The sequence below is a fragment of the Bradyrhizobium viridifuturi genome, from assembly GCF_001238275.1.
Taxonomy (GTDB): Bacteria; Pseudomonadota; Alphaproteobacteria; order Rhizobiales; family Xanthobacteraceae; genus Bradyrhizobium; species Bradyrhizobium viridifuturi.
The window spans coordinates 252,352-277,360 of the sequence record NZ_LGTB01000001.1 but is presented as its reverse complement, the minus strand read 5'-3'; the positions used below and the strand labels follow the sequence as shown (position 1 = coordinate 277,360).

Here is a 25,009-nt window from a genome sequence, read left to right as displayed (position 1 = left end):
GGCATGGCCGGTTTGCAAGGGCGAAGCAGCGAAGCTTCTGTTCATTGCAAAACTTCTGCGTCAGACTTCGACCATTACCCCAAGATCACGCCACGTCGGCACCTCGCCGCAAGAATCAAGAACCAGGGAGAGACCATGAACGCCCAGACCGCCACCAAGCACGCCGCCAGCCCAACCACCCCGTCCCTTCCCCTCGCCAAGCCCGAATCGATCGGGCTGTCGAGCGCGCGACTGCAGGCACTGTCCGACACCTTCAAGCGCGAGGTCGACAAGGGGACCGCGCCCGGCTTCACGGTGCTGGTGGCACGGCGCGGCCAGATCGGCTGGTTCGACGCGATCGGCCGGCAGAGCCCGACCGCCGCGGCGCCGATCACGCATGACACGATCTTCCGCATCTTCTCGATGACCAAGCCGATCGTCTCGGTCGGCATCATGCAGCTGCTGGAGGACGGCCACTTCCTGCTCAACGACCCCGTCGCGAAGTTCATCCCCGAATTCGCCGAGACCAAGGTCGGCGTCGAACGCGACGGCAAGCTTGAGCTGGTCCCCGTGCAGCGGCAGATGACCATCCAGGACCTGCTGCGCCACACCTCTGGCCTGACGTATGACCACACCGGTAACGGCCCGGTGCAGGAACTCTACAAGCAGTCGCGGCTGCGCAGCCGCAAGATCACCAACGCCGAGCACGCCACCATGCTCGCCGGCATGCCGCTGGTCTGCCAGCCCGGCGCCGAGTGGAATTACAGCCGCTCCACCGACATCCTCGGCCGCATCATCGAAGTCGTCAGCGGCAAGACGCTCGGCGAGTTCCTCACTGAGCGCATCCTCTCACCGCTGCAGATGAACGAGACCGCCTTCCACACCGCCGAAGCCAATGCCGGCCGGCTCGCCGAGGCGTTTGCGAACGATCCCTGGACCAATGAGAAGGTGCAGCTGTTCAACATGCTGGAGAAGCCGGCGATGGAATCCGGCGGCGGCGGCCTGGTGTCGACCACGATGGACTATGCCCGCTTCGCGCAGATGCTGCTCAACGGCGGCTCACTCGACGGCATCAGGATCATCGGCCGCAAGACGCTCGAATTCATGGCGTCCGATCACCTCGGCGCCGGCGTCAAGGTGCAGGGCACGCTGGTGTCGCCCGGCCACAGCTTCGGCCTCGGCTTCGCCGTGCGCATGCAGCAGGGCATCGCGCCGTTCTCCGGCTCGGTCGGCCAATACTTCTGGAGCGGCATGGCCGGCACGTTCTTCTGGATCGATCCGCGCGAAGACCTGATCGCGGTCTTCATGATGCAGGGCCCCGGCCAGCGCGAATACACCCGCTCGCTGGTGCGCAACGGGGTGTATGCGGCGGTGGAGTAAGGCGCGCACGCCTCCCTCCCCATCCAACACTGTCATGCCCCGCGCAGGCGGGGCATCCAGTACGCCGCGCCCCATCGGCTCAATAACGACTGCCTCTGGAATACTGGATCACCCGCTTTCGCGGGTGATGACAGTTGAGTGTGTGGCGCGTCCCTCGCGCCAAGCGCGCCTCAGCTGATGGTCGCGCCGCCGTCGATCACGATGGTCTGGCCGGTCATGAAGTCACCGGCGCGCGAGCCCATCATCACGGCCGCGCCCGCGATCTCGTCCGGCACGCCGATCCGGAGCAGCGGCGAGCGCGCGGTCGAGGCCTTCAGATTGTCCGGATTGTCCCACAGCGCCTTGGCGAAGTCGGTCTTGATCAGGCCGGGCGCGATGCAGTTCACGCGGATATTGTGCTTGCCGTATTCGCAGGCGAGGTTGCGTGCCAGCTGCATGTCGGCGGCCTTCGAGATCGCGTAGGCGCCGAGGATGGTCGAGCCCTTCAACCCGCCGATCGACGACACGATGATGATGGAGCCGTCCTTGCGCTCAATCATCTGCGGCACCACCATCGAGATAAGCCAGTTGTTGGCGACGATGTTGTTGTCGAGGATCTTGCGGAACTGATCGTCGGAGATGCCGGCGAGCGGGCCGTAGTACGGGTTCGACGCCGCGTTGCAGACCAGCACGTCGATCTTGCCGAAGGCGCGGTTGCTCTCGTCGACCAGGTTCTGCAGGTTTTCCTTCGACGAGATGTTGGCCGCGATCGCAACGGCGGTGCCCTTGCCGTAGCTGGCGTTGATCTCCTTCGCCACCTCCTCGCAAACGTCGGCCTTGCGCGAGGAGATCACGACCTTGGCGCCGTGCTCGGCCATCCGCTCGGCGATCGCGCGTCCGATGCCGCGCGTCGAGCCGGTGATGACGGCGACTTTTCCCTTCATGTCGAACAAGGTCATGGTTCTCTCCCTGATGTAAGGTGTTTGAATTCTGCGTCGAGCTTAGGCAGTGGCGCGGTGTTGCGATAGCGCGATCACGCAAGCTTGCTCGCCGGCCTGACTTCGGGTCCGGCCGGCTGATGCATCGCGGCGTGACGGGGATCGGCAATCCACGGCTGCTGATTGACCATCGGCAACCGCCACATCGACAGGCCGGGCGCCGCAATGTGATCGAGCCGCGTCACCGAGACATTGTCGATGTCGAAGGACAGGCCCCGATCCGGCTGGCCGCCGAGCGCGAGACCGATCGCGGCCTTGATCACGCCGCCATGGCCGGCGGCGATCACATCCCTGCCCGCCTCCGCGGCCGTGATGCGCACGATGGTGCGGCACACGCGGGTGTAAAGATCCATGAAGCTCTCGCCGCCGGGCGCGGGTTCGTTGACGTCGGAGAACCAGGCGCTGCCCGGCGGTCGGCTGGCGAGAATCGCTGCGCGGTTCATGCCCTGCCACCGGCCGAGATGCTGCTCGGCGAAGTCGCGTTCATGCGTCATGCTTTCGGGCTTCGGATAACCGGCGGCCCAGATCGCTTCAGCGGTCTTGTGCGTGCGCTTGAGATTGCTCGAATACCAGACAGCATCGCGGGGCAGCATCTTGGCGACCGCCTCGAACACTTCGACATCGCCGGTGTCGCAGTCGATGTCCTCCTGCCCGTAGATGTTGCCACCGTCGCTGCGCACCGGCGCGTGGCGAACCCACCACCAGCGCGTCACCGTCAGCTTAGGCTTGTCTGGATTGGACATCGGATGAGCCCTTCAATACTGTCCCGTCACGCTGTACGTCACGCCGCACACCGTCTCAAGTGCTTCTGACGTTTGAAATTTTGTTTGAATTCCGTCGCGCGGCAGGCGTGCCACGGATCATGTGAACAGGGAGAAAATCATGGGCCGCCTCGAAGGCAAATCCGTCATCATCACCGGCGCCGGCAGCGGTATCGGCCGCGCGGCGTCGCTGCTGTTCACCCGGGAAGGCGCCAAGCTGATCGCGGTCGATCGTACCGATGGCGTGAACGAGACTGCCAAGCTGGTGCGCGATGCCGGCGGCACGGTCGAAGCCGTCACTGCGGATGCCGGATCGGAGAGCGACGTGAAGGCCTTCATCGACAAGGCCGTCGCCAAATACGGCAAGCTCGATGCGATCTGGGCCAATGCCGGCGTCAGCGGCGGCCTCGTTCCGCTCGCCGACCAGACTCCGGAACATTGGCAGGAGGTGCTGCGCGTCAATCTGATCGGCCCGTTCCTCGCGATCAAGCATTCGATTCCGTACATGACCAAGCAAGGCTTCGGCTCGATCATCTGCACCGCATCCGTGGCGGGCCTGAAGGCCGGCGCCAGCGGACATCCCTACGGCGCGAGCAAGGCCGGCGTCATCAGCCTGGTGCAGACCACCGCTTATTCGCTCTCCGGCACCGGCGTGCGCATCAACGCGGTCTGCCCCGGCCTGATCGAGACCGGCATGACCAAGCCGGTGTTCGATCGCGCCAAGGAGCGCGGTACCCAGGACAAGATCGGCCAGCTCAATCCGCTGAAGCGCCCCGGCCAGCCGCACGAGCTCGCCGCGATGGGATTGTTCCTGGCAAGCGACGAGGCGTCTTACGTCAATGGCCAGGCCATCCCGGTCGACGGCGCCTGACGGCGTCGATGCCGTATACGGGCAAGCCGATTTAGCAACGGTGCTCGCCGTTCGCGGCGCCGGACAAATCCGGATGGCGCGTTGATGGCGCCTCCCCCACCACTGTCGTCCCTGCGAAAGCAGGGACCCATACGCCGCGGCAGGTCTGGTGGAAGGGACTCGTCGTTACAGCATCGTTCAATAATGACCATTCGTGGTTATGGGTCCCTGCTTTCGCAGGGAGACGATGAGGATGGTTTTCGATTCAATCACGCGGCGTCATCACCCGCGAAAGCGGGTGAGCGAGTATTCCAGAGGCAGCAGTGCTTGAGCCGCGAGGCCGCGGCGTACTGGATCGCCCGGTCGAGCCGGGCGATGACGCCGGAGTGGTAAGCAACACTTCCCGCGCGTCGTCCTGGCGAAAGCCAGGACCCATAACCACCGCATCTGGTGATGGGCGGCATCGTGGCCCCAGCATCGCGCAACAACTGAGATTTGGGATAATGGGTCCTGGCTTTCGCCAGGACGACACGGAATGTTTGGCGCGGTTGTGAGTCGTACGGGCCGGACAACCCACTCGCCCGGGACGACGGGTTCTTTTCCCTTTCATGCTTTCGTTGTTATGGTCCGGGGATCCATTCTCGCCAGTGACCCAATCCATGCAAAATCAACGTCCCGACCGTATCCGCAAGCTATTGGCCGACCTCGTCGCCTTCGACACGATCAGCGACCGCAGCAATTTGCCGCTGATCGACTACATCGAGCGCTATCTCGCCTCGCTCGGCGTCAGCAGCCAGCGCATCGTCGATGACACCGGGCAGAAGTCCTCGCTGTGGGTCACGATCGGCCCCGAGGACAAGGCAGGCCTGGTTCTGTCGGGGCATACCGACGTCGTGCCGGTCGCGGGACAGGACTGGACCCACAATCCGTTCGAGCTCGTCGAGCGCGACGGGAAGCTGTACGGCCGCGGCACCACCGACATGAAGGGTTTTGTCGCGGTCTGTCTCGCCATGGTGCCGGAGATGGTCGAGGCCGACCTGAAGACACCGATCCATCTTGCGATCTCGTATGACGAGGAGATCGGCTGCGTCGGCGTCCGCCCGATGCTGCGCGAGGTCGCGCGCAAGCCGGTCAAGCCGCTCGGCTGCTTCGTCGGCGAGCCGACCGGGATGCAGGTGATCATCGGCCACAAGGGCAAGCACGGCGTGCGCGCCACGTTCCGCGGGCTCGCCCGCCACTCCTCGATCGCACCCGACGGGGTGAACGCGATCGAGTATGCGGCCGACCTGATCACCGAGATCCGCCGTCGCGCCGAACAGCTCGCGGCCAAGCGCGAGCGCGACAGTCTCTACGACGTGCCCCACTCCACGCTGCTGACCAGCGTCGTGCATGGCGGCGCCGCGCTGAACATCGTGCCCGATCACTGCGCGGTGGACTTCGAGTGCCGCGGCATCGGCATCACGGAGTCGCGCGAGGTCACCGATGCGATCATCGCCTGGGCCAAGGCCGAGATCGAACCGAAGATGCGCGCGCGCCACCCGGACTGCGGCATCGATTTCGAGGAAATCCTCGATTACCCTGCGCTCGACACCGCCGCGGACGCGCCGATCGTTACGCTCGCCAAGCAGTTTGCCGGCCGCAACGACCACGCCAAGGTCGCCTTCGGCACCGAGGCGAGCCTGTTCACCAGCATGGCGGACGTGCCGTCGGTCGTGGTCGGCCCCGGCGCAATCGCACAGGCACACACGCCGGACGAGTTCGTCGAGATGTCGCAACTCGAGGCCTGCGGAGATTTCGTCGCGCGGCTGATCGCGCATTGCGCGAAGTGACGCCGCGAAGGACTGGTGGGATGGGTAGAGCCAACGGGTCCGCGCAAGCGCGGCCCCGTTGGCTCCACCCATCCTACAGATCATGGATAGATCACAACCCGTCCGGCGGCAGGCCCGGCCCGGTCGCGGCGGGACGGAGCTTGTCGCGCTTGCGCTCGCGGTAGAAGGCGTAGAGGCCGGAAGCGACGATGATCGCCGCACCCGCGAGCATCGCACCGTCGGGCTTGTGGCCGAAGGTGAGATAGCCTGTCAGCATCGCCCACAGCAGTGCGGTGTAGCGGAACGGTGCCACCGCCGAGATGTCGCCAGTGCGGAGCGACACGATGATGCATTGATAGCCGATCAGGATCAGCACCGCGGCGAATGTGAGCAGGCCGAGCGCCTGGCCGGACGGCGGCCGCCAGCCGCCGAGCGGCACCAGCACGGCGGCGCCCGCGGTCGTCACCGTCACGGTCGTCAGCAGCGTGATGAACACGGTCGGCAGGTTCTTCGGGATGCGCCGGGTCGCGAGATCGCGCACCGCGCAGAAGCCGACCGACGCCAGCGCCAGAAGCGCGGCCTGGCTGAAGCCTTCGGCGCCGGGCCGGACGATGACCAGCACGCCGAGGAAGCCGGCCGCGATCGCAAGCCAGCGCCGCCAGCCGACCGGCTCGCCGAACACCAGCGCCGCGCCGAGTGTGATGACCAGCGGCAGCGCCTGGAAGATCGCCGACGCGTCGGCGAGCGGGATCTGCGCGATCGCCGACAGATAAGTCAGCGTGCCGCCGATCTCGCCGATCACGCGCAATCCGACCGGCCAGATCAACAGCGCGCCAAAACTGCGCAGCGCGTCGCGGTACCAGGCCAGTGTTGCGACCAGCACCATCGCGACCAGACCGCGGACCAGCAGGATCTCCCCGATGTTGAGCTCCGCCGACACCGCCTTGGTGATGGTGTCGTTGGCCGTGAAGGCGGCCATGGCCGCAGCCATGAACAGGCTGCCGCGAAGATTCGAGGAAAGGGGCAAGATGAAATTGTCCGATCAGGACCAGGGCGGGCGTTGACCGGACTGACTTGCCAAAGCGGCGCTGCCAACTCAAGTCACAGATGGCTACAGTGTGGAAACATGCCGCACTACGCAGAAGCGGCGCGAACCCCGGGGGATCGCGCCGCATTTTCGGATCAGATCGCGCCGGCCTTCTGCGCGTATTCCCATGACGCCTTCGACAGCGGCACGGTGCGCGCGGCCGACTCGAGCGCCTTGGCATTCGCGGCGGTGCCGTCGCGGACGCGGCCCGCGATGCCCTGCGTGATGCCGGCCAGGCGGAACAGATTGTAGGAGAAGTACCAGTTAAGATCCGGCACGGCCATGCCGGTCACGTTGCAGTAGATCTGCGCGGCCTCGTCCTGGCTCGGAATGTTCAATGCCTTGAGATCGGCATTGACGAGGCCCGGCATGGTCCACTGCATCAACAAATAGGTGAAGTCGGCCATGGGATCGCCGAGCGTCGACAATTCCCAGTCCAGCACCGCCTGCACCCGCGGCTCCGTGGCGTGGAAGATCATGTTGTCGAGGCGATAGTCGCCATGCACGACCGAGACGCGCTTCTGCTCCGGCACCGTCTTCGGCAGCCACTCCGCGAGCTTCTCGAACTCCGGAATATGCTGCGTCTCGGACGCGCGATACTGCTTGGTCCAGCGGTCGACCTGGCGCGCAAAATAGTTGCCGGGCTTGCCGAAATCGCCGAGGCCGATCTTTTCGGGATCGAGGACGTGAAGCTTCGCCAGCGTCTCGATCTTGCTGGTGAAGATCTTCCGCCGCGCGTCCGGCTCCTGGCTCGGCAAGGTCGGATCCCAGAACACCCGCCCCTCCTCCATCGACATGATGTAGAAGGCCGAGCCGATCACCGCATCGTCGGTGCACAGCGCATAGGCTTTCGCGACCGGGAAGTTCTGCTTGCCGAGCGCCGCGATGACGCGGAACTCGCGATCGACCGCATGAGCCGACGGCAACAGCTTACCGAACGGCCGGCGGCGCATCACGTAGTTGCGGCCGGGGGTTTCGAGCTTATAGGTCGGGTTGGACTGGCCACCCTTGAACTGCAGGACCTTGAGCGGACCCTGATAGCCCTCGACGTGTTGCTTCATCCAGGCATCGAGCTCGCCTCATTGACGCGATGACGCTCCTCGACTTCCCGTGTTCCGGAAAATTCTTCGTCTTTCCTGACGCCGTCCGCCACGATGACGCTCCCTCAACTCAGTTTTTATGGAGCGCCATGCGGCGTTCCCTCAATCAGGCTGGCGCGCCAGCCTGATCTCGCTTTTCATTCTGAGCACGATGTGCGCGCGAACGCCATGCGTTCCGCATCATGCTCAGTGCGACGTGTTTGCATACTTCCGAACTTCGAGCCTTGCAATGGCGCGATTGTGCACCTCGTCCGGACCGTCGGCGAGACGGAGCGTGCGGATATGGGCATAGGCCTTCGCGAGCCCGGCATCGTCGGAGACACCGCCGCCGCCGAACGCCTGGATCGCCTGGTCGATGATCTTCAGCGCCATGTTGGGCGCTGCAACCTTGATCATCGCGATCTCGGCCTGCGCGGTCTTGTTGCCGACCTTGTCCATCATGTCGGCGGCCTTGAGGCACAAGAGGCGATTCATCTCGATGTCGGTGCGGGCCTCGCCGATGCGCTGCTCCCAGACCGAATGCTCGATGATCTTCTTGCCGAACGCGGTGCGCGAGGCGAGCCGCTTCACCATCTTCTCCAGCGCCTCCTCGGCCTGGCCGATGGTGCGCATGCAGTGATGGATGCGGCCCGGGCCGAGGCGGCCCTGCGCGATCTCGAAGCCGCGACCTTCGCCGAGCAGGATGTTCTCCTTCGGCACACGAACGTTTTCGAGCAGCACCTGGGCATGGCCGTGCGGCGCATCGTCGAAGCCGAACACCGGCAGCATCTTCTCGACCTTGATGCCGGGGGTGTCGAGCGGCACCAGGATCTGCGACTGCTGCTGATGCTTGGCGGCGTTGAAGTCGGTCTTGCCCATCAGGATCGCGACCTTGCAGCGCGGGTCGCCGACGCCGGACGACCACCATTTGCGGCCGTTGATGACGTAGTGATCGCCGTCCTTCTCGATGCGGGTCTCGATGTTGGTGGCGTCAGAGGAAGCCACCGCCGGCTCGGTCATCAGGAAGGCGGAGCGGATCTCGCCGTCCATCAGCGGGCGCAGCCATTTGCGCTTCTGCTCCTTGGTGCCGTAGCGGATGAACACTTCCATGTTGCCGGTATCGGGAGCGGAGCAGTTGAACACTTCCGACGCCCAGGAGATGTGGCCCATCTCCTCCGACAGCAGCGCGTATTCGAGGTTGGTCAATCCCGCGCCATGGAACTCGTCATCCTCATGCGAGGACGGCGGCATGAACATGTTCCAGAGGCCTTCGGCCTTCGCCTTCTTCTTCAGGTCCTCGAGGACCGGGATCACCTTCCAGCGCGGGCCTTCGGCGTCCTGCTTCTCATAGACCGGTACCGCCGGGCGAACATGCGTTTTCATGAAAGCCTGAACGCGCTCCAGCCACTCCTTCTGCTTCGGCGACATCGTGAAATCCATGGGACGCTCCTCGTTTCCTAGACTTGGGCTTTGCCTTTGTGGGCCTTGCCGTTTGGCACCTTGACCTTTTGGGCCGCATTGTCGACCCCGCCTCCGCGGCTCGCAAGGGCGTTCGCGGAACGGCGGTGGAGTGCCAGAGCGCCGCCCCGCGATCAGCGGATTGACATTTCCGGCTCTTCAAACGATAGTTTCATACAAATGTTTGAAATGCAACTCCCTGTCGTCTTCGTCATTCCCCGGCGCGCCGCGGAATAACGGAAAGGCTCTCAACCATGGCCAGCGACCAGACCCGATCCGCCATTCTCGCCGCCGCCGAGCGGCTCTATGCCGACCGCGGTTTCGGCGACGTCACGCTGCGCGACATCGTCGCGGAAGCGAACGTCAACCTCGCGGCGGTGAACTATCATTTCGGCTCCAAGGACGAATTGATCGCGGAGCTGTTCGTCACCCGCAGCATCCAGACCAACCGCGAGCGTCTCAATGAATTGCGGGCGGCGGAGGAAAAAGGCGGCGGACGCGCCGCGATCGAAGACATCATGCGGGCCCTCGTCGGCCCCACCCTGCGCGGCTGCCTGGGGCCGGATCGCGAGGGCTCGACCGCGGCGCGCTTCATGATCCGCGCCTCGATCGAATCCGTGCCGCCGATCCGCCGCATCAAGAACCGCGAGGTCGATCACTTGCGCAAATTCGCCGCGGCGATGCGCCGCGCGATGCCGGGCCGCGACGACACTGAACTGTATTGGGGCCTGCATTTCGCGCTGGCGATGGCGCACCACACCATCCGCGAGAAGGAACGCCTGCTGCGGCTGTCGGAAGGCAAATGCGACCTCGACGACGTCCGCGCCATCATCGATCGCGTGGTCACGGTCTCCGTGATGGCACTGACGATCGGCGACGTGCCGAGCAGACCGGCGACGCGGCCGACGTTGGTGCACGGCCGGCTGACACGGCAGGATCTGTAGGGACCCGTCCCTAAACGCGATGCGATTGGGCTGAACCGCCGTCGCGCTCTAGCTCATGGTTTGAGCATGATCCCCGCGCTAGCGCCTTGCGCTCGTCGCGAGGGAAACCCGCTTCGTACCTTTCCGGATCATGCTCACACCATCGCGATGCAGTCGATCTCGATATCGAATGGTCCGGTCCATTCCGGGATGCAGACGAAGATCCGCGCCGGCAGGTCATCCGCGAAATATCTTCGGTAGATTGTATTGAACGTCGCGAAGTGTTTGGCCGAGGTGCAGAAGATGTTGCACTTCATCACGTTGTCGAACGACGCGCCGGCGGCTTCCAGGCACTGCCTGAGCTGCTCCATCACGAGCTCGCTCTGCCGCTCGATCGAGGCCCCGGCGGCGATCTCGCCGGTTGCCGGATCGAACGGCGGCAGGCCGGAGACGAAGACCATGTTGCCGGCGCGGGTGACCGCCGATGCCGGCGCCTTCCAGCGCTCCAGCCAGCTGGAGATCGGTTCGACGCGGATCACTTCCCGTTTCATGATTGGCACCTTCGATGAGGGATCGATGGCGCCAAACTAGCAGGCCGGTGTCAATGATGCTTCGATACAGATCGAAGTGTTGTCGTCACCGACGCACTCTATCACCGTCATCCTGAGGCGGCCGTCTCGAAGGATCGACAGCCACCGGCCGGGCCTTGCGTCCTTCGAGGCTCGCAGGAGCTCGCACCTCCAGCGACAAAGGCGAAGCCTTTGCGCGGGGATGACGGGGCGGCAGACCGCAATCGGCCGCCGCCTCGAGCACCCCTACAGGATCCCCTGCGCCTTCAGGCTTTCGACCTTGGCCTCGTCGTAGCCGATGGTCGCGAGCACGTCCTTGGTGTCGGCGCCCAGCAGCGGCGGGGCGCGGTAGTCGGTGATCGGGGTGCCCGAGAAGGTCAGCGCGTTGCGGATCAGCGACAGGTTAGGCTCGAAGGGATGATCGACCTTGACCCGCATGCCGCGCGACTGCACGTGCGGATCGCTGAACACCTGCTCGAAATTGTTGATCGGGCCTGAGGGTACGCCGGCTTCCTCCAGCTTCTCCAGCCAGTAGGCGACCGGCTTCTTCAGGAACAGGCCGGCGAAGATCGCCATGATCTCCTTGCCGTGCACGACGCGGTCGTTGTTCTTGACGAAGCGCTTGTCGTTCGCGAGTTCGGGTTCGCCGAGCACGGCGCAGGTGCGCTGGAACTGGCCGTCATTGCCGACCACCAGCATCAGTTCGCCGTCGGTGCAGCGGAATACGCCGGCCGGCATACCGCCATTGCCCCAGGTGCCGCGGCGCGGCGGCATGGTGCCGTTAACGAGGTAGATCTGCAGCCAGTGCGACAGCGAGGCGATCACGGTGTCGAACAGGCAGACGTCGACATGCTGCCCTTCCCCGTTGTTGGCGTCGCGATGGTACAGCGCCGACAAAATTCCGATCGAGGTGTTCATGCCGGTCATGTAGTCGACGATCGAGGGGCCGACCTTCATCGGGCCCGCACCGGGCTCGCCGTCGATATGGCCGGTCACGCTCATCAGGCCGCCCATCGCCTGCAGGATGGCATCATAGCCGGCGCGCGTGGCGTACGGGCCGGTCTGGCCGAAGCCGGTGACCGAGCAATAGATGATGCCGGGATTGAACTCCTTGATGGTCTCGTAGTCGAGGCCGTAGCGCTTGAGATCGCCGACCTTGTAGTTCTCCATCATCACGTCGACCGACTTGGCGAGCTCGCGGATGATCGCCTGCCCTTCCGGCTTGGCGATGTTGACGGTGACTGACTTCTTGTTGCGGTTGGCGCAGAGGTAGAACGAGTTGTTGTTGTTCGCCTTGCCTTCGGGATCACTGAGATAGGGCGGGCCAAAGGCGCGGGCGTCGTCGCCGCCGCCGGGCCGCTCGATCTTGATCACCTCGGCGCCGAGATCCGCCAGCATCTGGGCCGACAGCGGGCCCGCGAGCACCCGCGTCAGGTCGAGAATCTTGATGCCCGAGAGTGGCAGAGCCGACATGAAGCATTCCTCCGATATCTTGCTAAATCTTGATTATCCGGCGCCGGACCGCGTCCCAGCGATGTCTTTCGGCGCCAGAGCTTGCCGATACACCATTTTGCTGCCGCGAGCACTGCATTGTCGGCATGAAGCCATCCGCGGGCGGCCTATGTGCGGCGCACCGGACGAGCCTCCGGGGAACCCGCGGCGGCATCGGCCGATTGCCGCCACGCGAAATTGTGAAGAGGCCTGCCCCGATTTGCCTCAGCACCGGCGGTATTTTACCGCGACGAGGAGGAAACCATGCGGACGATCACGACGGTCGGGCTGCTGCTGATGCTGTTTGCGGCCGCCCCGCCGCCGGCAGATGCGCGCGGCCACGCCGTGGCGGCTTGCACGGCATACATGCCGGCGCGGCACATCGCGGCGGCGGACTGGCCTCCGACAAGCGGCACGGCGACGACGCCTACACCAAGGCGGCCTCCGACGAGGAGGACCGCCTGCTCAACACCAGACTGAAGAGCATCTGCCGGGGTTGCTAGTCACGCGAGGGAATAACGCAAATCAGGACGCGATCGCCGCCTGCCGCGGCTGCGCGGTGGCGCCGATCAGCTTGCCGATCTCGGGCTTGCAGCCGCCGCAATTGGTGCCGGCCTTCAGACAGCGGCCGATCGCATCGACGCTGTCGGCGCCCTTCCTGATCTCGGCAGTGATCTGGTGCCGCCCGATGCTGAAGCAGGAGCAGACGATCGGGCCGACATCCTCGCCGGCGCCGAACGGCCGTCCTGCGAGCAGCGACATCCGCGCATTGGCCGACAATTGCTGCTCGGCGAACAGCCCGGTCAGCCAGGCCCGCGACGGCAGCGTGTGATCCGGCGCGATGAACACGCAGCCTTCGAGCCGGCCGTCACGCACCGCCGCGTAGCGGAAGCGGCCCGCCGCCGGATCGCGATAGGCGATCCATTCGATCTCGACGCCTTCGAGGCCGAGCTGCGCCCTCGCCCAGTCGCGCCAGCTCTCGGGGCGGGTATCGAGCGCGAGCTCCAGCCGGGTGCCATCGCCGGCCTTGCCGTAGACCCAATAGCCCGACGCCGGACGCTTGATCGCATCGCGGCTCAGGATGAAGGCGTGCCATTTCGGCGCGTAGGGATCGGCCTTGACCGGCGTGTGCTTGGACTCCGGCTGGCCGGACAGCGGATCGACCGCCGGATTGACCAGCGCGTTGACGCGGCCCTCACCGGCGAACTCCTCATTCCAGTGCATCGGTACGAACACGCAGCCGCGGCGCTGGTCGGCGGTGACTACGACCCGCGCGATCATCTCGCCCCAGCCAGAGGTCAGCCGCACCAGTCCTTCGTTTTGCAGTCCGGCCTGCCGCGCATCCTCGGGATGGAATTCGGCATAGGGCTCGAAGGCATGCGACAGCAGCCGGCCGGTCTTCCCGGTCCGGGTCATGGTGTGCCACTGATCTCTGACACGACCGGTGTTGAGCACCAGCGGAAAGTCTCGGCTGGTCGCGTTGCGTGCCGCACGCGGCATGACCGGCACGAAGCGCGCCTTGCGGTCGGGCGTGAAGAAGGTCTGGCTCTCGAACATCCGCGGCGTGCCGGCGGGATGCTCGGACGTCACCGGCCACTGCACCGACGCCAGCGCGTCATAAGCACCGTCGTCGAGCGCAGCCAGCGCCGAGATATCGAAGTCGCGCTGGCCCTGGTTCTCGAAGCCCGACAATTCGGCGTGCTCGCGGAACACCTCCGCGGCCGACGCGTAGTCGAAGCCGCTGTATCCCATCCGGGTGGCGACGTCGCAGATGATCCGCCAGTCGGCGCGCGCCTCGCCCGGCGCTGCGAGGAATGGCCGCTGCCGCGAGATCCGGCGCTCGGAGTTGGTGACGGTGCCGTCCTTCTCGCCCCACGCCAGCGCCGGCAACAGCACGTCGGCATGGCGCGTGGTGTCGGTGTCGCGCATGCAGTCCGTCACCACGACGAGCTCGCAGGCGTCGAGCGCGGCCCGCGCGCGATCGGCATCGGGCAGGCTCACCACCGGATTGGTCGAGATGATCCACACCGCCTTTATGCGGCCGTCGGCGATCGCATCGAACATGTCGACCGCCTTCAGCCCGGCCTTCTCCGCAATGACCGGCGCGCGCCAGAACCGCTGCACCAGCTCGCGATGCGCGGGGTTTTCGATCTCCATATGCGCGGCAAGCTGGTTGGCGAGCCCGCCGACCTCGCGGCCGCCCATCGCATTGGGCTGGCCGGTGAGCGAGAACGGCCCCATGCCGGGACGGCCGATGCGCCCGGTCAACAGATGGCAATTGATGATGGCGTTGACCTTGTCGACGCCGCTCGACGACTGGTTGATGCCCTGTGAGTACAGCGTGACGACGCGCTCGGTCTTCGTGAACCAGTCAAAGAACAATCCGACCGCGCCTTCGGTCAGGCCGCAGGTCGCAGCCGTCTGCGCCAGACTCTGGCCGCCGACCTGCTTGAGCGCGTCGACGACGCCGGTCGTGCAATTGCCGACAAAGCCGCGATCGACCGCATTGCTTCCGGCGAGGAATGCGAACAGCCCGTTGAACAGCACGGAGTCGCTGCCCGAGCGCAGCGGCAGATGCAGATCCGCGCCCTCACAGGTCGCGGTGCGGCGCGGATCGATCACCACGATCTTGCAGGCCGGGTTCTTCTCCTTTGCCGCCAGCATGCGCTGGTGCAGGATCGGATGGCACCAGGCGGCGTTGGAGCCGACCAGCACCAGCAAATCCGCCTGCTCGAGATCCTCGTAGCAGCCCGGCACGGTATCGCTGCCGAACGCGCGCTTGTGCCCGGCCACGCTGGAGGCCATGCAGAGCCGCGAATTGGTGTCGATATTGGCGGTGCCGACGAAGCCCTTGGCGAGCTTATTGATGACGTAATAGTCCTCGGTCAGGAGCTGGCCGGAGACATAGAACGCGACCGCGTCAGGCCCGTGCTCCCGGATGATCCGGCTAAAGCCGTCGGCGACGCGATCGAGCGCGTCGTCCCACGCAGCCGGCTCGCCGTCGACGACCGGCTCGAGCACACGCCCGTCGAGATCGATGGTCTCGGCGAGCGCCGAGCCCTTGCTGCAGAGCCGGCCGAAATTGGCCGGGTGCTGCTTGTCGCCCTCGACCCGCACCGCGCCCGCCGCGTCCTTCGACGCGATGACGCCACAACCGACACCGCAATAAGGACACGTGGTCTTGACCGGCATTGCCTGACGCTCAGCTCACCGCGGCCGCCTGCCGCACCGACAACCAGACAATGCCGTTCTCGACCTTGGCCGGATGGGTATGGGTGCAGCCCTCGTCGGGCGCGACCGCCTGCCCGCTCGCCAATTCGATGACGAAATTATGCAGCGGACAGGTGACGCGCTTGTTGTGCACGATGCCCTGCGACAGCGGCCCGCCCTTGTGCGGGCAGCGGTCGTCGAGCGCGAACACCTCGTCGCTCTCGGTCCGGAACACCGCGATGTTGCCGCCCGGTGTGCGCACCACGCGCGAGCCGAGCCGCGGAATGTCGTCGAGTGCGCCGATTTCGATCCAGTTGGTCATGCGAGTTCCAATTCGGCGAGAGGAGCGAACTCGTTGCGGTCGACGCCGCGGCTGGCGCGCTCGGCCCACGGATCGGTCTGCGCGAACTGCTGCGAATGGGCAAAGCGGGCGAACAGCGCCTTGCGGTTCGCGACGTCGTCGACCACCCGCTTCCTGATCTGTTCGAGACCGACGCGATCGCACCATTTGTACATGCGCTCGAGATACCAGCCTTCCTCGCGGTAGAGCTGGGTCAGCGCCACGATCACCTCGAGCGTCTCGTCCTCGGTCTCGACCTTGGTCAGGAACTCGGTGCCTTTGATGTGCAGGCCCGCGGCGCCGGCGAAATGGATCTCGTAGCCGGAATCGACGCAGACCACGCCGACGTCCTTGCAGGTCGCCTCCGCGCAGTTGCGCGGGCAGCCGGAAACGCCGAGCTTGACCTTGGCCGGCGTCCACGAGCCCCACATGAACTTCTCGAGCTTGACGCCGAGGCCGGTGGAATCCTGGGTGCCGAACCGGCACCACTCCGAGCCGACGCAGGTCTTCACCGTGCGCAGGCCCTTGGCGTAGGCGTGGCCGGACACCATGCCGGCGTCGTTGAGATCGGCCCACACCGCCGGCAGGTCCTCCTTCTTGACGCCGAGCAGGTCGATGCGCTGGCCGCCGGTGACCTTCACCGTCGGGATATTGAACTTCTCAGCGACGTCGGCGATGGCGCGCAGCTCGCTCGGCGTGGTAACGCCGCCCCACATCCGCGGCACCACCGAATAGGTGCCGTCCTTCTGGATGTTGGCGTGGACGCGCTCGTTGATGAAGCGCGACTGCTGGTCGTCGCGATATTCGCCGGGCCAGGTCGCGAGCAGATAGTAGTTCAGCGCCGGACGGCAGGAATGGCAACCGTTCAGCGTCTTCCACTCCATGAAGCGCATCACGGCCGGAATGGTCTTGAGCTGCTGCTCGACGATGACGCGGCGGACGTCGTCATGGCTGTGATCGGTGCACTTGCACAGCGGCTTGACCTTCGGCGCCGCCGAATAGTCGCCGCCGAGCGTGAACGCCAGAACCTGCTCGACGAGGCCGGTGCAGGACCCGCAGGACGACGACGCCTTGGTATGGGCTCGGACGTCGTCGAGGGTGAACAGCTTCTTGTCCGAGATCGCCTTGACGATCGCGCCCTTGCAGACGCCGTTGCAGCCGCAGATCTCGGTCTCGTCGCTCATCGCAGCCACCGAGTTCTGGCCGCTGACGCCGCCGTCGCCGAGATTGGCGGCGCCGAACACCAGACGCTCGCGCATATGCGACACGTCGGTGCCGTCGCGCAGATGCTGGAAGTACCAGGGACCGTCGATGGTGTCGCCGTAGAGCACGGCGCCGACGATCTTCTTGTCCTTCAGGATAATGCGCTTGTAGACGCCGCGGTTGGCGTCCTGCAGCACGATCTCCTCCTTGTCCGGTCCCGGCGCAAAGTCGCCGGCCGAGAACAGGTCGATGCCGGTGACCTTCAGCTTGGTCGAGGTGACCGAGCCGTCATAGGTGGCAAAGCCCTTCATCGCGAGATGGTTGGCGCAGACCTTGGCCTGATCGAACAGCGGCGCGACGAGACCGTAGGTCTGGCGGCGGTGCTGCACGCATTCGCCGACCGCATAGATGCGGCCGTCATAGGTCTGCATGGTGTCGGAGACGACGATGCCGCGCTCGCAATAGAGCCCCGCCTTCTTGGCGAGCTCGAAGTTCGGGCGGATGCCGACGGCCATCACCACGAGGTCGGCCGGCAGCTCGGTGCCGTCGCCGAAGCGCACGCCGGTGACGCGGTCCTCGCCCAGGATCGCCTGGGTCTGCGCCGGCATCTTGAACACCATGCCCCGCTCTTCCAGCGACTTGCGCAACAGGCCGCCGGCCACCGGATCGAGCTGGCGCTCCATCAGGGTGTCGAGCAGATGCACGACAGTGACGTTCATGCCGCGCTTCATCAGCCCGTTGGCGGCTTCAAGGCCGAGCAGACCGCCGCCGATCACCACCGCGTTGCGATAGTCGGTCGAGGCCTTGATCATGCGATCGACATCGTAGATGTCGCGGAAGCCGATCACGCCGGGCAGCTCCTTGCCGGGCAGCGGCAGCATGATCGGGTTTGAGCCCGTCGCGATCAGCAGGCGGTCGTAGGGAACGCGATCGCCGGCATCGGTGACGACCTCGCAGGTGCGGCGATCGATCATGCTGATCGTCTCACCCTTGCGCAGCGTGATGTTGTTGTCCTCGTACCAATCGACGGTGTTGAGCATGATGTCGTCGACGGTCTTCTCGCCGGCGAGCACCGGCGACAGCAGGATGCGGTTGTAATTGCCGTACGGCTCGGAGCCGAACACCGTGATGTCGTAGAGATCGGGCGCGCGTTCGAGCAGCGCCTCCACGGTGCGGATGCCGGCCATCCCGTTACCGATCACCACCAGCTTCCGCTTGGTCACTTTGTCGAGCATGGTCTGCCTTTCAATTCCGACGGCGGCCTCCAGCGACGCGACGCGCGTCGTCGATCGACACCGATAAAGGTTTGGAGTTGTTAGGAAGCCCAGCCGCGGGCGCAGACCGTCCTCAATGACGATCGATGTTCCGTTATCGATTGATATTCAAAACGCGTGCCAACTCGCCGCGGGCAAATTTTGCTGCAAGATCAATCGGTTTTCGGCAACATCGAATCAGCCTGATGATGCGCCACCGAGATTGCCGGCCGATTTTTTAGCCAAGCCGATGATCTCTTGTGCATCACAGCATCGACGTCAGCGTTGACGATGGCGGGCCCGCGATCGATGCGCCATCGCTTCCCGATGGCGCATCGCACAAGAAAGCATCAGCCTGCGCGTTTGCGCGGCGGCACTTGCTGCGAGCCACGCCAATTCCGGTCGCCGAACGTGGTTCGCGATCTCGCGGCAACGCCTTGCGACTGCAAGGCAAAGCGGTGCCGACGATTCGCTGGCACGGGAATTGCTGACTTCATCTGTTGACGGAGTGCGTCTCAACGACGAGCGCGCTCACGCTTTCACCCACATTCGATTTGTCTGCGCCTGGGATCGCCGCACGTCTGTGGCGGTCTCCGCCGCATCACCGCGAGACGATTGCGATGAAGCTAGCCGAGTTCAAGAAGGCCGGCCACTGGCCGACACTGCTCGCCGCGTTCCTGTACTTCGACATCAGTTTCATGGCGTGGGTCGCGCTCGGGCCGCTGATCGTCTACATCGCACGCGACATGAATCTGGCGGTGAACGAGAAGTTCACTCTGGTCGCCATCCCGGTGCTCGCCGGCGCGCTGTTGCGCGTGCCGATGGGCATTCTCGCCGACATCATCGGCGCCAAGCGCACCGGCATCATCGCCCAGCTCGTCGTGATCGGGGCGACCGCTTCGGTCTGGCATTTCGGGCTGACCAGCAAGCTTGCGATCGAGTTGTTCGGGCTTGCGCTCGGCGTCGGCGGCGCTTCCTTCGCCGTCGCCCTGCCCCAGGCCAGCCGCTGGTATCCGCCGCAATATCAGGGCGTGGTGATGGGCATCGCCGGCGCCGGCAATATGGGTGTCGTGCTCGACACGCTGCTTGCCCCGTCCATCGCCGAGCATTGGGGCTGGCAGGCCGTGTTCGGATGCCTGCTGATTCCGATGCTGATGGTGCTTGCCTATTACGCATTCGCCGCCAAGGACGCGCCGGGCGAGCGCAAGCCGATTTCGCTGAAGGCCTATGGCACGCTGTTGAAGGACTCCGACACCCGCTGGTTCATGTTCTTCTACTTCATCACCTTCGGCGGCTTCGTCGGCCTCGCCAACGCGCTGCCGCTCTATTTCACCGTGCAGTATCATGTCTCCGGCGTCGCCGCCGGCATGCTGGTCGCACTGATAGTCGCCTTCGGCTCGGGATTCCGCCCCGTCGGCGGCATGATTGCCGACCGCATCGGCGGCATTCGTTCGCTCTCGATCCTGTTCGGCGTCGTCGTCGCCGCCTATGTCGTGATCGCCTTCATGCCCGAAGGCCCAGTGGCGGCGACGCCGGGTGGCTGGGCGCTGACCGAGTTGCCGCGCATCGCCTGGATCTCGGTGCTGCTGTTCTCGATCGGCGTGCTGGCACTCGGCATGGGCAACGGCGCGGTGTTCCAGCTGATCCCGTTGCGCTTCCGTCACGAGATCGGCCTGATGACCGGGCTCGTCGGCTGCGCCGGCGGCGTCGGCGGCTTCTTCCTCGCCCAGACGCTCGGCTATGCCAAGGGCATGACCGGCGGCTTCGGCGCCGGCTTCCTGTTCTTCGGCGCGCTGGCGTTGCTTGGCTTCATCGGACTTGCCATGGTCAAGGTCCGCTGGCGCACCACCTGGGGCGCGGTGTCGGGAGCGCGCGTCTGATCGCCCGCTCCCTCGGGAGAGGATAGCTCGGACGTGGCGAACGGCGCACAACCGGACTTGGGCGTTCGCGTCGGCTTCGCCAGCGAGACCGGCAAGCGCGCCGCCAATGAGGATTATGTCGCGGCCTGCCTCGGCCAGCCGGGCACGCTGCATCGCGATGTCGTGGCTGCGGTCGCCGATGGCGTCGGCGGCCACAAGGGCGGACGCGAGGCCGCGGAGGTCGCGGTCCGCAGCTTCATCGACGCCTATTATTCGCTACCCGAGACGCTCGGGGTCCGCCGCCGCGCGGCGCGGGCGCTGGAAGCCGCCAACAGCTGGATCTATGGCCAAGGCCGGGTCGATGCCGCGCGCAGCGGCATGGCTTGCGCGTTCTCCTCGATCATCCTGTCGCGGCGGCAATGCCATGTGATCCATATCGGCGACACCCGCGCCTACCGGCTGAGCGACGGACGGCTGGAACGGATGACGCAGGACCATATCGCCGGCCGCGGCGATCTCGCCCACATGCTCAACCGCGCCATCGGCTTCGAGGAGTTCGCCCGCTTCGACTACACCTCGGTCGGGCTCCGGCAGCATGATCGTCTCTTGGTCTGCAGCGACGGGGTTCATGGCGCGCTCGGCGATTCCCGACTTCAGCACCTGTTGGAGGAACGCACGCCGCCCGACGAATCGGCGCGCAGCATCGTCGATGCCGCGCTCGCGGCCGGCAGCAGCGACAACACGACCGCGCTGGTGCTCGACGTCGTCGACCTGCCGCCGGCGGATCGCGACGATCTCACCCACGCGATCGCGACGCTGCCGATCCTCGATTTGCCTGACAGCGGCGACACGATCGACGACTTCGCGCTCGGCGACGTGCTGTCCGACGGACGCTACAGCCGCCTGTTCAAGGCTGTCGACAAGCGCGCCGGCCGCGAGGTGGTGCTGAAATTCCCGCATCCGCGAGTCGCGAGCGAAGGCTCCTACCGCCTCGCCTTCGTGCGCGAGGCGTGGGTCGCCGCGCGCGTGCGCAGCCTGTGGATCGGCGAGATCATCGAGGTGCCGGCGGAGCGCCAGACCAGGCTCTATTCGGCGATGCCGCTCTATGAGGGCGAAACGCTGGAGCAGCGGCTCAACCGCGCGCCGCGGCTGTCGCTGACCGACGGCATCGCGATCGCTACCAAGCTGGTGCGCGCGGTCACCGCCCTGCACCGCGCCGGCATCATCCACCGCGACATCAAGCCCGATAACGTCATCCTCTCGAAGGACGGCGGGCTGCGGCTCGTCGACCTCGGCGTCGCGCGGGTGCCGCTATTGGAGGATTTCCCCGCCGAGGACATTCCGGGCACCGCGAGCTACATGGCGCCCGAGCTGTTCGGCGGCAAGGCCGGCGACGAGGCCTCCGACCTGTTCGCGCTCGGCGTCACGGTCTACCGCATGTTCACCGCGAATTATCCGTTCGGCGAGATCGAGCCGTTCTCGCGGCCGCGCTTCGGCAAGCCGGCACCGCTGTCACGCTACCGGCCGGACCTGCCGGCCTGGCTCGATGCCGTGATCGGCAAGGCGCTCAGCGTCGAGCCCGCGCAGCGCTTCGGCGACGCCATCGAGTTCGCACACGAACTGGAGAACGGCGCGACCTGGGCGGGTCCCGCCGTCACCACCCGCAAATCGCTGCACGACCGCGATCCCGTGACCTTCTGGAAGGTGCTGTGCGCGATCCTCGCTTTGGTCATCGTGGTGCTGCTGGCGCGGCATTGATCCGCGCCTGGCCCCCGCGGTCAGGCAACCAGCAACACCGCCGCCTGCGCGAGCGGCACCGCTTGATCCCCGAGCACCAGCGCGATGGCGTCGCGCTCCCACGCATCATCGGCCGGCGCCAGCGGGTCCTTCGCGGTCAAGCGGTGTTCGAGCACGAACCGCGACAGCAGCAACCGCCGCGCATCGACCGCTGCCTGGCATCCTTCCCATGCGAGCGTGATCGCCGATGCCGCATGGTACAGCGCACTCGCGGCAAGCCGTGCGTTGTGCTCCGCCTCACGATCGGCTGCAACCTGCTCGGCGAAGGCAGTTGCACGGTCGAGCGCGCTGCCGAGGCGCTGGCGGAACGGCTGCGGCAGCGCCTTCGCCTCGTCGAGGCGCCCGTGCAGGGCCGCGGCCAGGGCCTTATGCGCGCCGCTCTTGCCGACGGCGCGCGTAATGATGTCGAGCGCGTTGATGTTGCTGGTGCCCTCCCAGAGCACGCCGACATGAGCGTCGCGCACCAGCCGCGGCTGCACCCATTCCTCGATGTAGCCGTTGCCGCCGCGGACCTCCATCGCGCCGGTGGCGACCGGAATGTTGTCGCGGCAGGCGCGATACTTCAGCAGCGGCGTCAGGATGCGCAGTAGGTCCCTCGCCTGCGCCGAGCCGGCATTGGCATCATCCATCGCGCGCGCGGCCACCAGCATCATCGACAGTGCCTGCTCGGTCGGCACGATCAGCTTCATCAGCTGACGGCGCAGCAGCGGAAAGTCGATCACGCGCTCGCCGAACGCCACCCGCGAAGAGGCGCTGACGACGGCTTCGTTGACGCAGCGCCGCATCATCGCCGCGGCGCGCACGCCATGCGACAGGCGCGACAGGTTGACCTGCTCCATCATCTGCTTCAGGCCCTGGGTGGGATCGCCGACCAGGTAGGCCACCGCATTGTCGAGACGGATCTCGCCCGACGCCATCGATTTGGTGCCGAGCTTGTCCTTGAGACGCACGATCCGGTAGCTGTTGCGGCGGCCGTTCTTGAGGCGACGCGGCAACGCGAACAGCGCGAGCCCCCTGGTGCCCGCAGGCGCGCCTTCCGGCCGCGCCAGCATCAGCGCGACATCGGCATCGGCGTGCGAGCAGAACCATTTGTCGCCGGTCAGGCGCCAGACGTCGCCGTCGCGGCGCGCGACGGTCTCGACCGCGCCGACATCGGAGCCGCCTGCCCGCTCGGTCATGAACTGCGTGCCCTTCCACAGGCTCGCCATGTCGTCCGACAGCATCTTCGGCAGCAGATAGGCCTTGAGTTCGTCGGAGCCGAACTTGCGGATCAGATGCGTCGAGGTGTCGGTGACGCTGATCGGGCACATCAGCCCGAACTCGGACTGTACGAACAGATATTGGAACACGTACTTGGCCACGGCCGGCAGCGGCCGGTCCATGCCGAGCACGCCGGCGCGATGGCTCATGGCATGAAATTGGAAATCCCCGAAGGCGATCGCCTCCATCTCGCGATAGGCCGGATGATAGTCGATCCAATCCTCGTCGCGGCCGAAGGCGTCCCTTTGATTGAGCACCGGGGCATGCTTGTCGGCGGTGCGGGCGAGTTGGTCGAGCCGGCCTCCCGCCAGTGCGCCAAGACGATGGAAATGCGGCTCCAGCGTCTCGCGATCCGCGCGCGACAGATATAGCCCAAGCAGACTGCGAAGCCCGCGGTCGAGGTCATAGAAGTTGAGGCCGGCACAATCATGCGAGATGTGACGGGCCGGATCGGCCGGCTCTGCGGCCTCATCGGGGCTGCGAAGGTCGCGTGCGCTCATCTGCATCTGGGCTCTCCTTGTTATGGGGTGACGTCGCACCAGCCGTGCCGCCGTGCGGGATGCCAGTCCCGGTGTTCAAACTCCCTCTGCAACATCGAGAACGATCGCGGCCATGTCCACCGCGCGGAAATAATTTCAGATACATGGAGGAAATACCGAACGCGCTGCGCGCGCCAGGCCCAGGTCACAGCGCGGCAGTATTGACCTCGACTGGTTTCGCTGCACACTCGCCGCGAGACGCGCAACATGCTGCGACGCACAAGGATACGAACGGCAACTGATGAAGGGAGTTCGCTCCGGCAACGCGCCTCCATCCCGGCGAGGCCGCAGGCGCATCGTCGCCGACCGGGTCCGCGCGCAGCCCGACGATCCCTCGGCGACGGTGATCGAGGCCAATCGGCATGATGAATTGTTTCGTGCCGCCGATCGCAGTCCGGATCCGTCCGTCGTCAAATCGGCGCATCGCGTGCTTCGTATCTTCGAGTATTTTGCCGAGATCGAACGGCCCGCGGCGATGACCGAGATCGCACGGCGGCTGAACTACCCGCCGTCGAGCACCTCGGCGCTTTTGAAGAGCCTCGTCGAGCTCGGCTATCTCGATCACGACCGGCAGGCGCGCAGCTATCTGCCGACCGTCCGCGTCGCGCTGCTCGGCGGCTGGCTCAAGAGCCAGACGCTTCCCGCCGGCACGCTCGATGCGATCACGCGCGAGCTGCAGGAGGCGACGCGGCTGACGACCTTCGTCGTGGCGCGCAATCAGCTCTACAGCCAATACATCCGCGTTCTGCAGGGCACGACACCGGTGCGCTACTATCTCGAGCCCGGCGCGCGGCGGCTGTTGACCCATTCGACCCCGGGCCGCGTGTTCCTCAGCCTGATGAACGACGAGGACGCCCGGCGGATCGTGCAGCGGATCAACGCCGAGGAAGCGCCGTCATCTGCCGTCCGGTTCGGCGATATCCAGCAGGTGCTGGCGACCATCCGCCGGCAGGGATTTGCCTATACCCGCGACATGGGAACGCCCGGCCTGAGCGCGATCGCGATGCGGCTGACCGATATCGACCAGACGCCGCCGCTCGTCATCACCGTCGCAGGTCCGAGCTCGATCATCTCGGCGGAGGCCAAAGCGATCATCGGCAAGATGCGCGAGCTGGTCGAGCGCCAGTCACCCGGCCTGCTGCCGCAGATCGACATCGACTCGGCGCCGATCGAGACCTGAGATCGG

The 25,009-nt window shown here is 65.6% G+C and carries 17 protein-coding genes and 2 pseudogenes; 8 read left to right on the top strand and 11 right to left on the bottom strand.

The window, feature by feature from the left end:
- Positions 1-135 precede the first annotated feature (135 nt).
- Positions 136-1,359 (top strand): serine hydrolase domain-containing protein, encoded by a 1,224-nt coding sequence (locus ALC15_RS01370; RefSeq protein ID WP_050625726.1) that lies wholly within the window; start codon positions 136-138, stop codon positions 1,357-1,359.
- Between the two features lie 170 nt (positions 1,360-1,529).
- Here the strand turns inward: ALC15_RS01370 and ALC15_RS01365 are convergent, their stop codons facing one another.
- Together ALC15_RS01365 and ALC15_RS01360 are read right to left on the bottom strand one after the other, a co-directional pair.
- Positions 1,530-2,297 (bottom strand): SDR family NAD(P)-dependent oxidoreductase, encoded by a 768-nt coding sequence (locus ALC15_RS01365; protein WP_050625725.1) that lies wholly within the window; start codon positions 2,295-2,297, stop codon positions 1,530-1,532.
- Positions 2,298-2,371: 74 nt separating this feature from the next.
- Positions 2,372-3,079 (bottom strand): histidine phosphatase family protein, encoded by a 708-nt coding sequence (locus ALC15_RS01360; protein WP_050625724.1) that lies wholly within the window; start codon positions 3,077-3,079, stop codon positions 2,372-2,374.
- Positions 3,080-3,218: 139 nt separating this feature from the next.
- Between ALC15_RS01360 and ALC15_RS01355 the strand changes: the two are divergent.
- Both ALC15_RS01355 and argE read left to right on the top strand, forming a co-directional pair.
- Positions 3,219-4,003: pseudogene (locus ALC15_RS01355) on the top strand (SDR family NAD(P)-dependent oxidoreductase).
- 603 nt (positions 4,004-4,606) lie between these two features.
- Positions 4,607-5,776, top strand: a complete 1,170-nt coding sequence (argE, locus tag ALC15_RS01345) for an acetylornithine deacetylase (RefSeq protein WP_050625721.1) — start codon at positions 4,607-4,609, stop codon at positions 5,774-5,776.
- Positions 5,777-5,867: 91 nt separating this feature from the next.
- On the opposite strand, the gene ALC15_RS01340 is transcribed toward argE, so the two are convergent.
- The 3 genes and pseudogenes from ALC15_RS01340 to ALC15_RS01330 all read right to left on the bottom strand — a co-directional run bounded on the left by ALC15_RS01340 (position 5,868) and on the right by ALC15_RS01330 (position 9,361).
- Positions 5,868-6,782 (bottom strand): DMT family transporter, encoded by a 915-nt coding sequence (locus ALC15_RS01340; protein ID WP_050625720.1) that lies wholly within the window; start codon positions 6,780-6,782, stop codon positions 5,868-5,870.
- A 155-nt stretch (positions 6,783-6,937) separates the two neighbouring features.
- Positions 6,938-7,995: pseudogene (locus ALC15_RS01335) on the bottom strand (phosphotransferase family protein).
- Between the two features lie 133 nt (positions 7,996-8,128).
- Positions 8,129-9,361, bottom strand: coding sequence for an acyl-CoA dehydrogenase family protein (locus ALC15_RS01330; protein WP_050625719.1), 1,233 nt, complete (start codon positions 9,359-9,361; stop codon positions 8,129-8,131).
- A 272-nt stretch (positions 9,362-9,633) separates the two neighbouring features.
- Between ALC15_RS01330 and ALC15_RS01325 the strand changes: the two genes are divergently transcribed.
- Positions 9,634-10,323, top strand: coding sequence for a TetR/AcrR family transcriptional regulator (locus ALC15_RS01325; protein ID WP_050625718.1), 690 nt, complete (start codon positions 9,634-9,636; stop codon positions 10,321-10,323).
- A gap of 134 nt (positions 10,324-10,457) precedes the next feature.
- Here the strand turns inward: ALC15_RS01325 and ALC15_RS01320 are convergent, their stop codons facing one another.
- A complete protein-coding gene (locus tag ALC15_RS01320) occupies positions 10,458-10,853 on the bottom strand; it encodes a Rid family hydrolase (RefSeq protein ID WP_050625717.1) in 396 nt (131 codons plus the stop codon).
- A gap of 264 nt (positions 10,854-11,117) precedes the next feature.
- Positions 11,118-12,344 carry a CaiB/BaiF CoA transferase family protein gene (locus ALC15_RS01315; RefSeq protein WP_050625716.1) on the bottom strand — a complete coding sequence of 409 codons (1,227 nt, stop codon included), beginning with the start codon at positions 12,342-12,344 and terminating at the stop codon, positions 11,118-11,120.
- 371 nt (positions 12,345-12,715) lie between these two features.
- Between ALC15_RS01315 and ALC15_RS43975 the strand changes: the two genes are divergently transcribed.
- Positions 12,716-12,865 (top strand): hypothetical protein, encoded by a 150-nt coding sequence (locus tag ALC15_RS43975; protein ID WP_157860846.1) that lies wholly within the window; start codon positions 12,716-12,718, stop codon positions 12,863-12,865.
- Between the two features lie 22 nt (positions 12,866-12,887).
- Here the strand turns inward: ALC15_RS43975 and ALC15_RS01310 are convergent, their stop codons facing one another.
- From ALC15_RS01310 to nirB, 3 genes are read right to left on the bottom strand one after another with little or no spacing between them, the layout of a single operon-like run.
- Complete coding sequence (locus ALC15_RS01310; protein WP_050625715.1) at positions 12,888-15,554, bottom strand: nitrate reductase; 2,667 nt, start codon at positions 15,552-15,554, stop codon at positions 12,888-12,890.
- A 10-nt stretch (positions 15,555-15,564) separates the two neighbouring features.
- Positions 15,565-15,894 carry a nitrite reductase small subunit NirD gene (nirD, locus tag ALC15_RS01305; RefSeq protein ID WP_050625714.1) on the bottom strand — a complete coding sequence of 110 codons (330 nt, stop codon included), beginning with the start codon at positions 15,892-15,894 and terminating at the stop codon, positions 15,565-15,567.
- A complete protein-coding gene (nirB, locus tag ALC15_RS01300; RefSeq protein WP_050625713.1) occupies positions 15,891-18,350 on the bottom strand; it encodes a nitrite reductase large subunit NirB in 2,460 nt (819 codons plus the stop codon). The genes nirD and nirB overlap by 4 nt, the downstream gene beginning before the upstream one ends.
- A 638-nt stretch (positions 18,351-18,988) precedes the next feature.
- On the opposite strand from nirB, the gene ALC15_RS01295 reads away from it, so the two are divergent.
- Both ALC15_RS01295 and ALC15_RS01290 read left to right on the top strand, forming a co-directional pair.
- Entirely contained in the window at positions 18,989-20,248 is a 1,260-nt protein-coding gene (locus ALC15_RS01295) for an MFS transporter (protein ID WP_050625712.1), read from the top strand.
- A gap of 33 nt (positions 20,249-20,281) precedes the next feature.
- Entirely contained in the window at positions 20,282-21,985 is a 1,704-nt protein-coding gene (locus ALC15_RS01290) for a bifunctional protein-serine/threonine kinase/phosphatase (protein WP_050625711.1), read from the top strand.
- A gap of 20 nt (positions 21,986-22,005) precedes the next feature.
- Here the strand turns inward: ALC15_RS01290 and ALC15_RS01285 are convergent, their stop codons facing one another.
- On the bottom strand, positions 22,006-23,784 hold the full coding sequence (locus ALC15_RS01285; protein ID WP_063781762.1) for an acyl-CoA dehydrogenase family protein: 1,779 nt from the start codon (positions 23,782-23,784) through the stop codon (positions 22,006-22,008).
- Positions 23,785-24,064: 280 nt separating this feature from the next.
- Here ALC15_RS01285 and ALC15_RS01280 point away from each other — a divergent pair, with 280 nt between their 5' ends.
- Positions 24,065-25,003 carry an IclR family transcriptional regulator gene (locus ALC15_RS01280; RefSeq protein ID WP_050625709.1) on the top strand — a complete coding sequence of 313 codons (939 nt, stop codon included), beginning with the start codon at positions 24,065-24,067 and terminating at the stop codon, positions 25,001-25,003.
- Positions 25,004-25,009: the final 6 nt, after the last annotated feature.

Bases quoted from the DNA above. Each gene is read 5' to 3' on its own strand.
- ALC15_RS01365 (WP_050625725.1), bottom strand. From the start codon at position 2,297: ATGACCTTGTTCGACATGAAGGGAAAAGTCGCCGTCATCACCGGCTCG.
- ALC15_RS01360 (WP_050625724.1), bottom strand. From the start codon at position 3,079: ATGTCCAATCCAGACAAGCCTAAGCTGACGGTGACGCGCTGGTGGTGG.
- ALC15_RS01370 (WP_050625726.1), top strand. From the start codon at position 136: ATGAACGCCCAGACCGCCACCAAGCACGCCGCCAGCCCAACCACCCCG.
- ALC15_RS01295 (WP_050625712.1), top strand. From the start codon at position 18,989: ATGAAGCTAGCCGAGTTCAAGAAGGCCGGCCACTGGCCGACACTGCTC.
- nirB (WP_050625713.1), bottom strand. From the start codon at position 18,350: ATGCTCGACAAAGTGACCAAGCGGAAGCTGGTGGTGATCGGTAACGGG.
- ALC15_RS01280 (WP_050625709.1), top strand. From the start codon at position 24,065: ATGAAGGGAGTTCGCTCCGGCAACGCGCCTCCATCCCGGCGAGGCCGC.
- argE (WP_050625721.1), top strand. From the start codon at position 4,607: ATGCAAAATCAACGTCCCGACCGTATCCGCAAGCTATTGGCCGACCTC.
- ALC15_RS01330 (WP_050625719.1), bottom strand. From the start codon at position 9,361: ATGGATTTCACGATGTCGCCGAAGCAGAAGGAGTGGCTGGAGCGCGTT.
- ALC15_RS01285 (WP_063781762.1), bottom strand. From the start codon at position 23,784: ATGAGCGCACGCGACCTTCGCAGCCCCGATGAGGCCGCAGAGCCGGCC.
- ALC15_RS01315 (WP_050625716.1), bottom strand. From the start codon at position 12,344: ATGTCGGCTCTGCCACTCTCGGGCATCAAGATTCTCGACCTGACGCGG.
- ALC15_RS01310 (WP_050625715.1), bottom strand. From the start codon at position 15,554: ATGCCGGTCAAGACCACGTGTCCTTATTGCGGTGTCGGTTGTGGCGTC.
- nirD (WP_050625714.1), bottom strand. From the start codon at position 15,894: ATGACCAACTGGATCGAAATCGGCGCACTCGACGACATTCCGCGGCTC.
- ALC15_RS01320 (WP_050625717.1), bottom strand. From the start codon at position 10,853: ATGAAACGGGAAGTGATCCGCGTCGAACCGATCTCCAGCTGGCTGGAG.
- ALC15_RS01325 (WP_050625718.1), top strand. From the start codon at position 9,634: ATGGCCAGCGACCAGACCCGATCCGCCATTCTCGCCGCCGCCGAGCGG.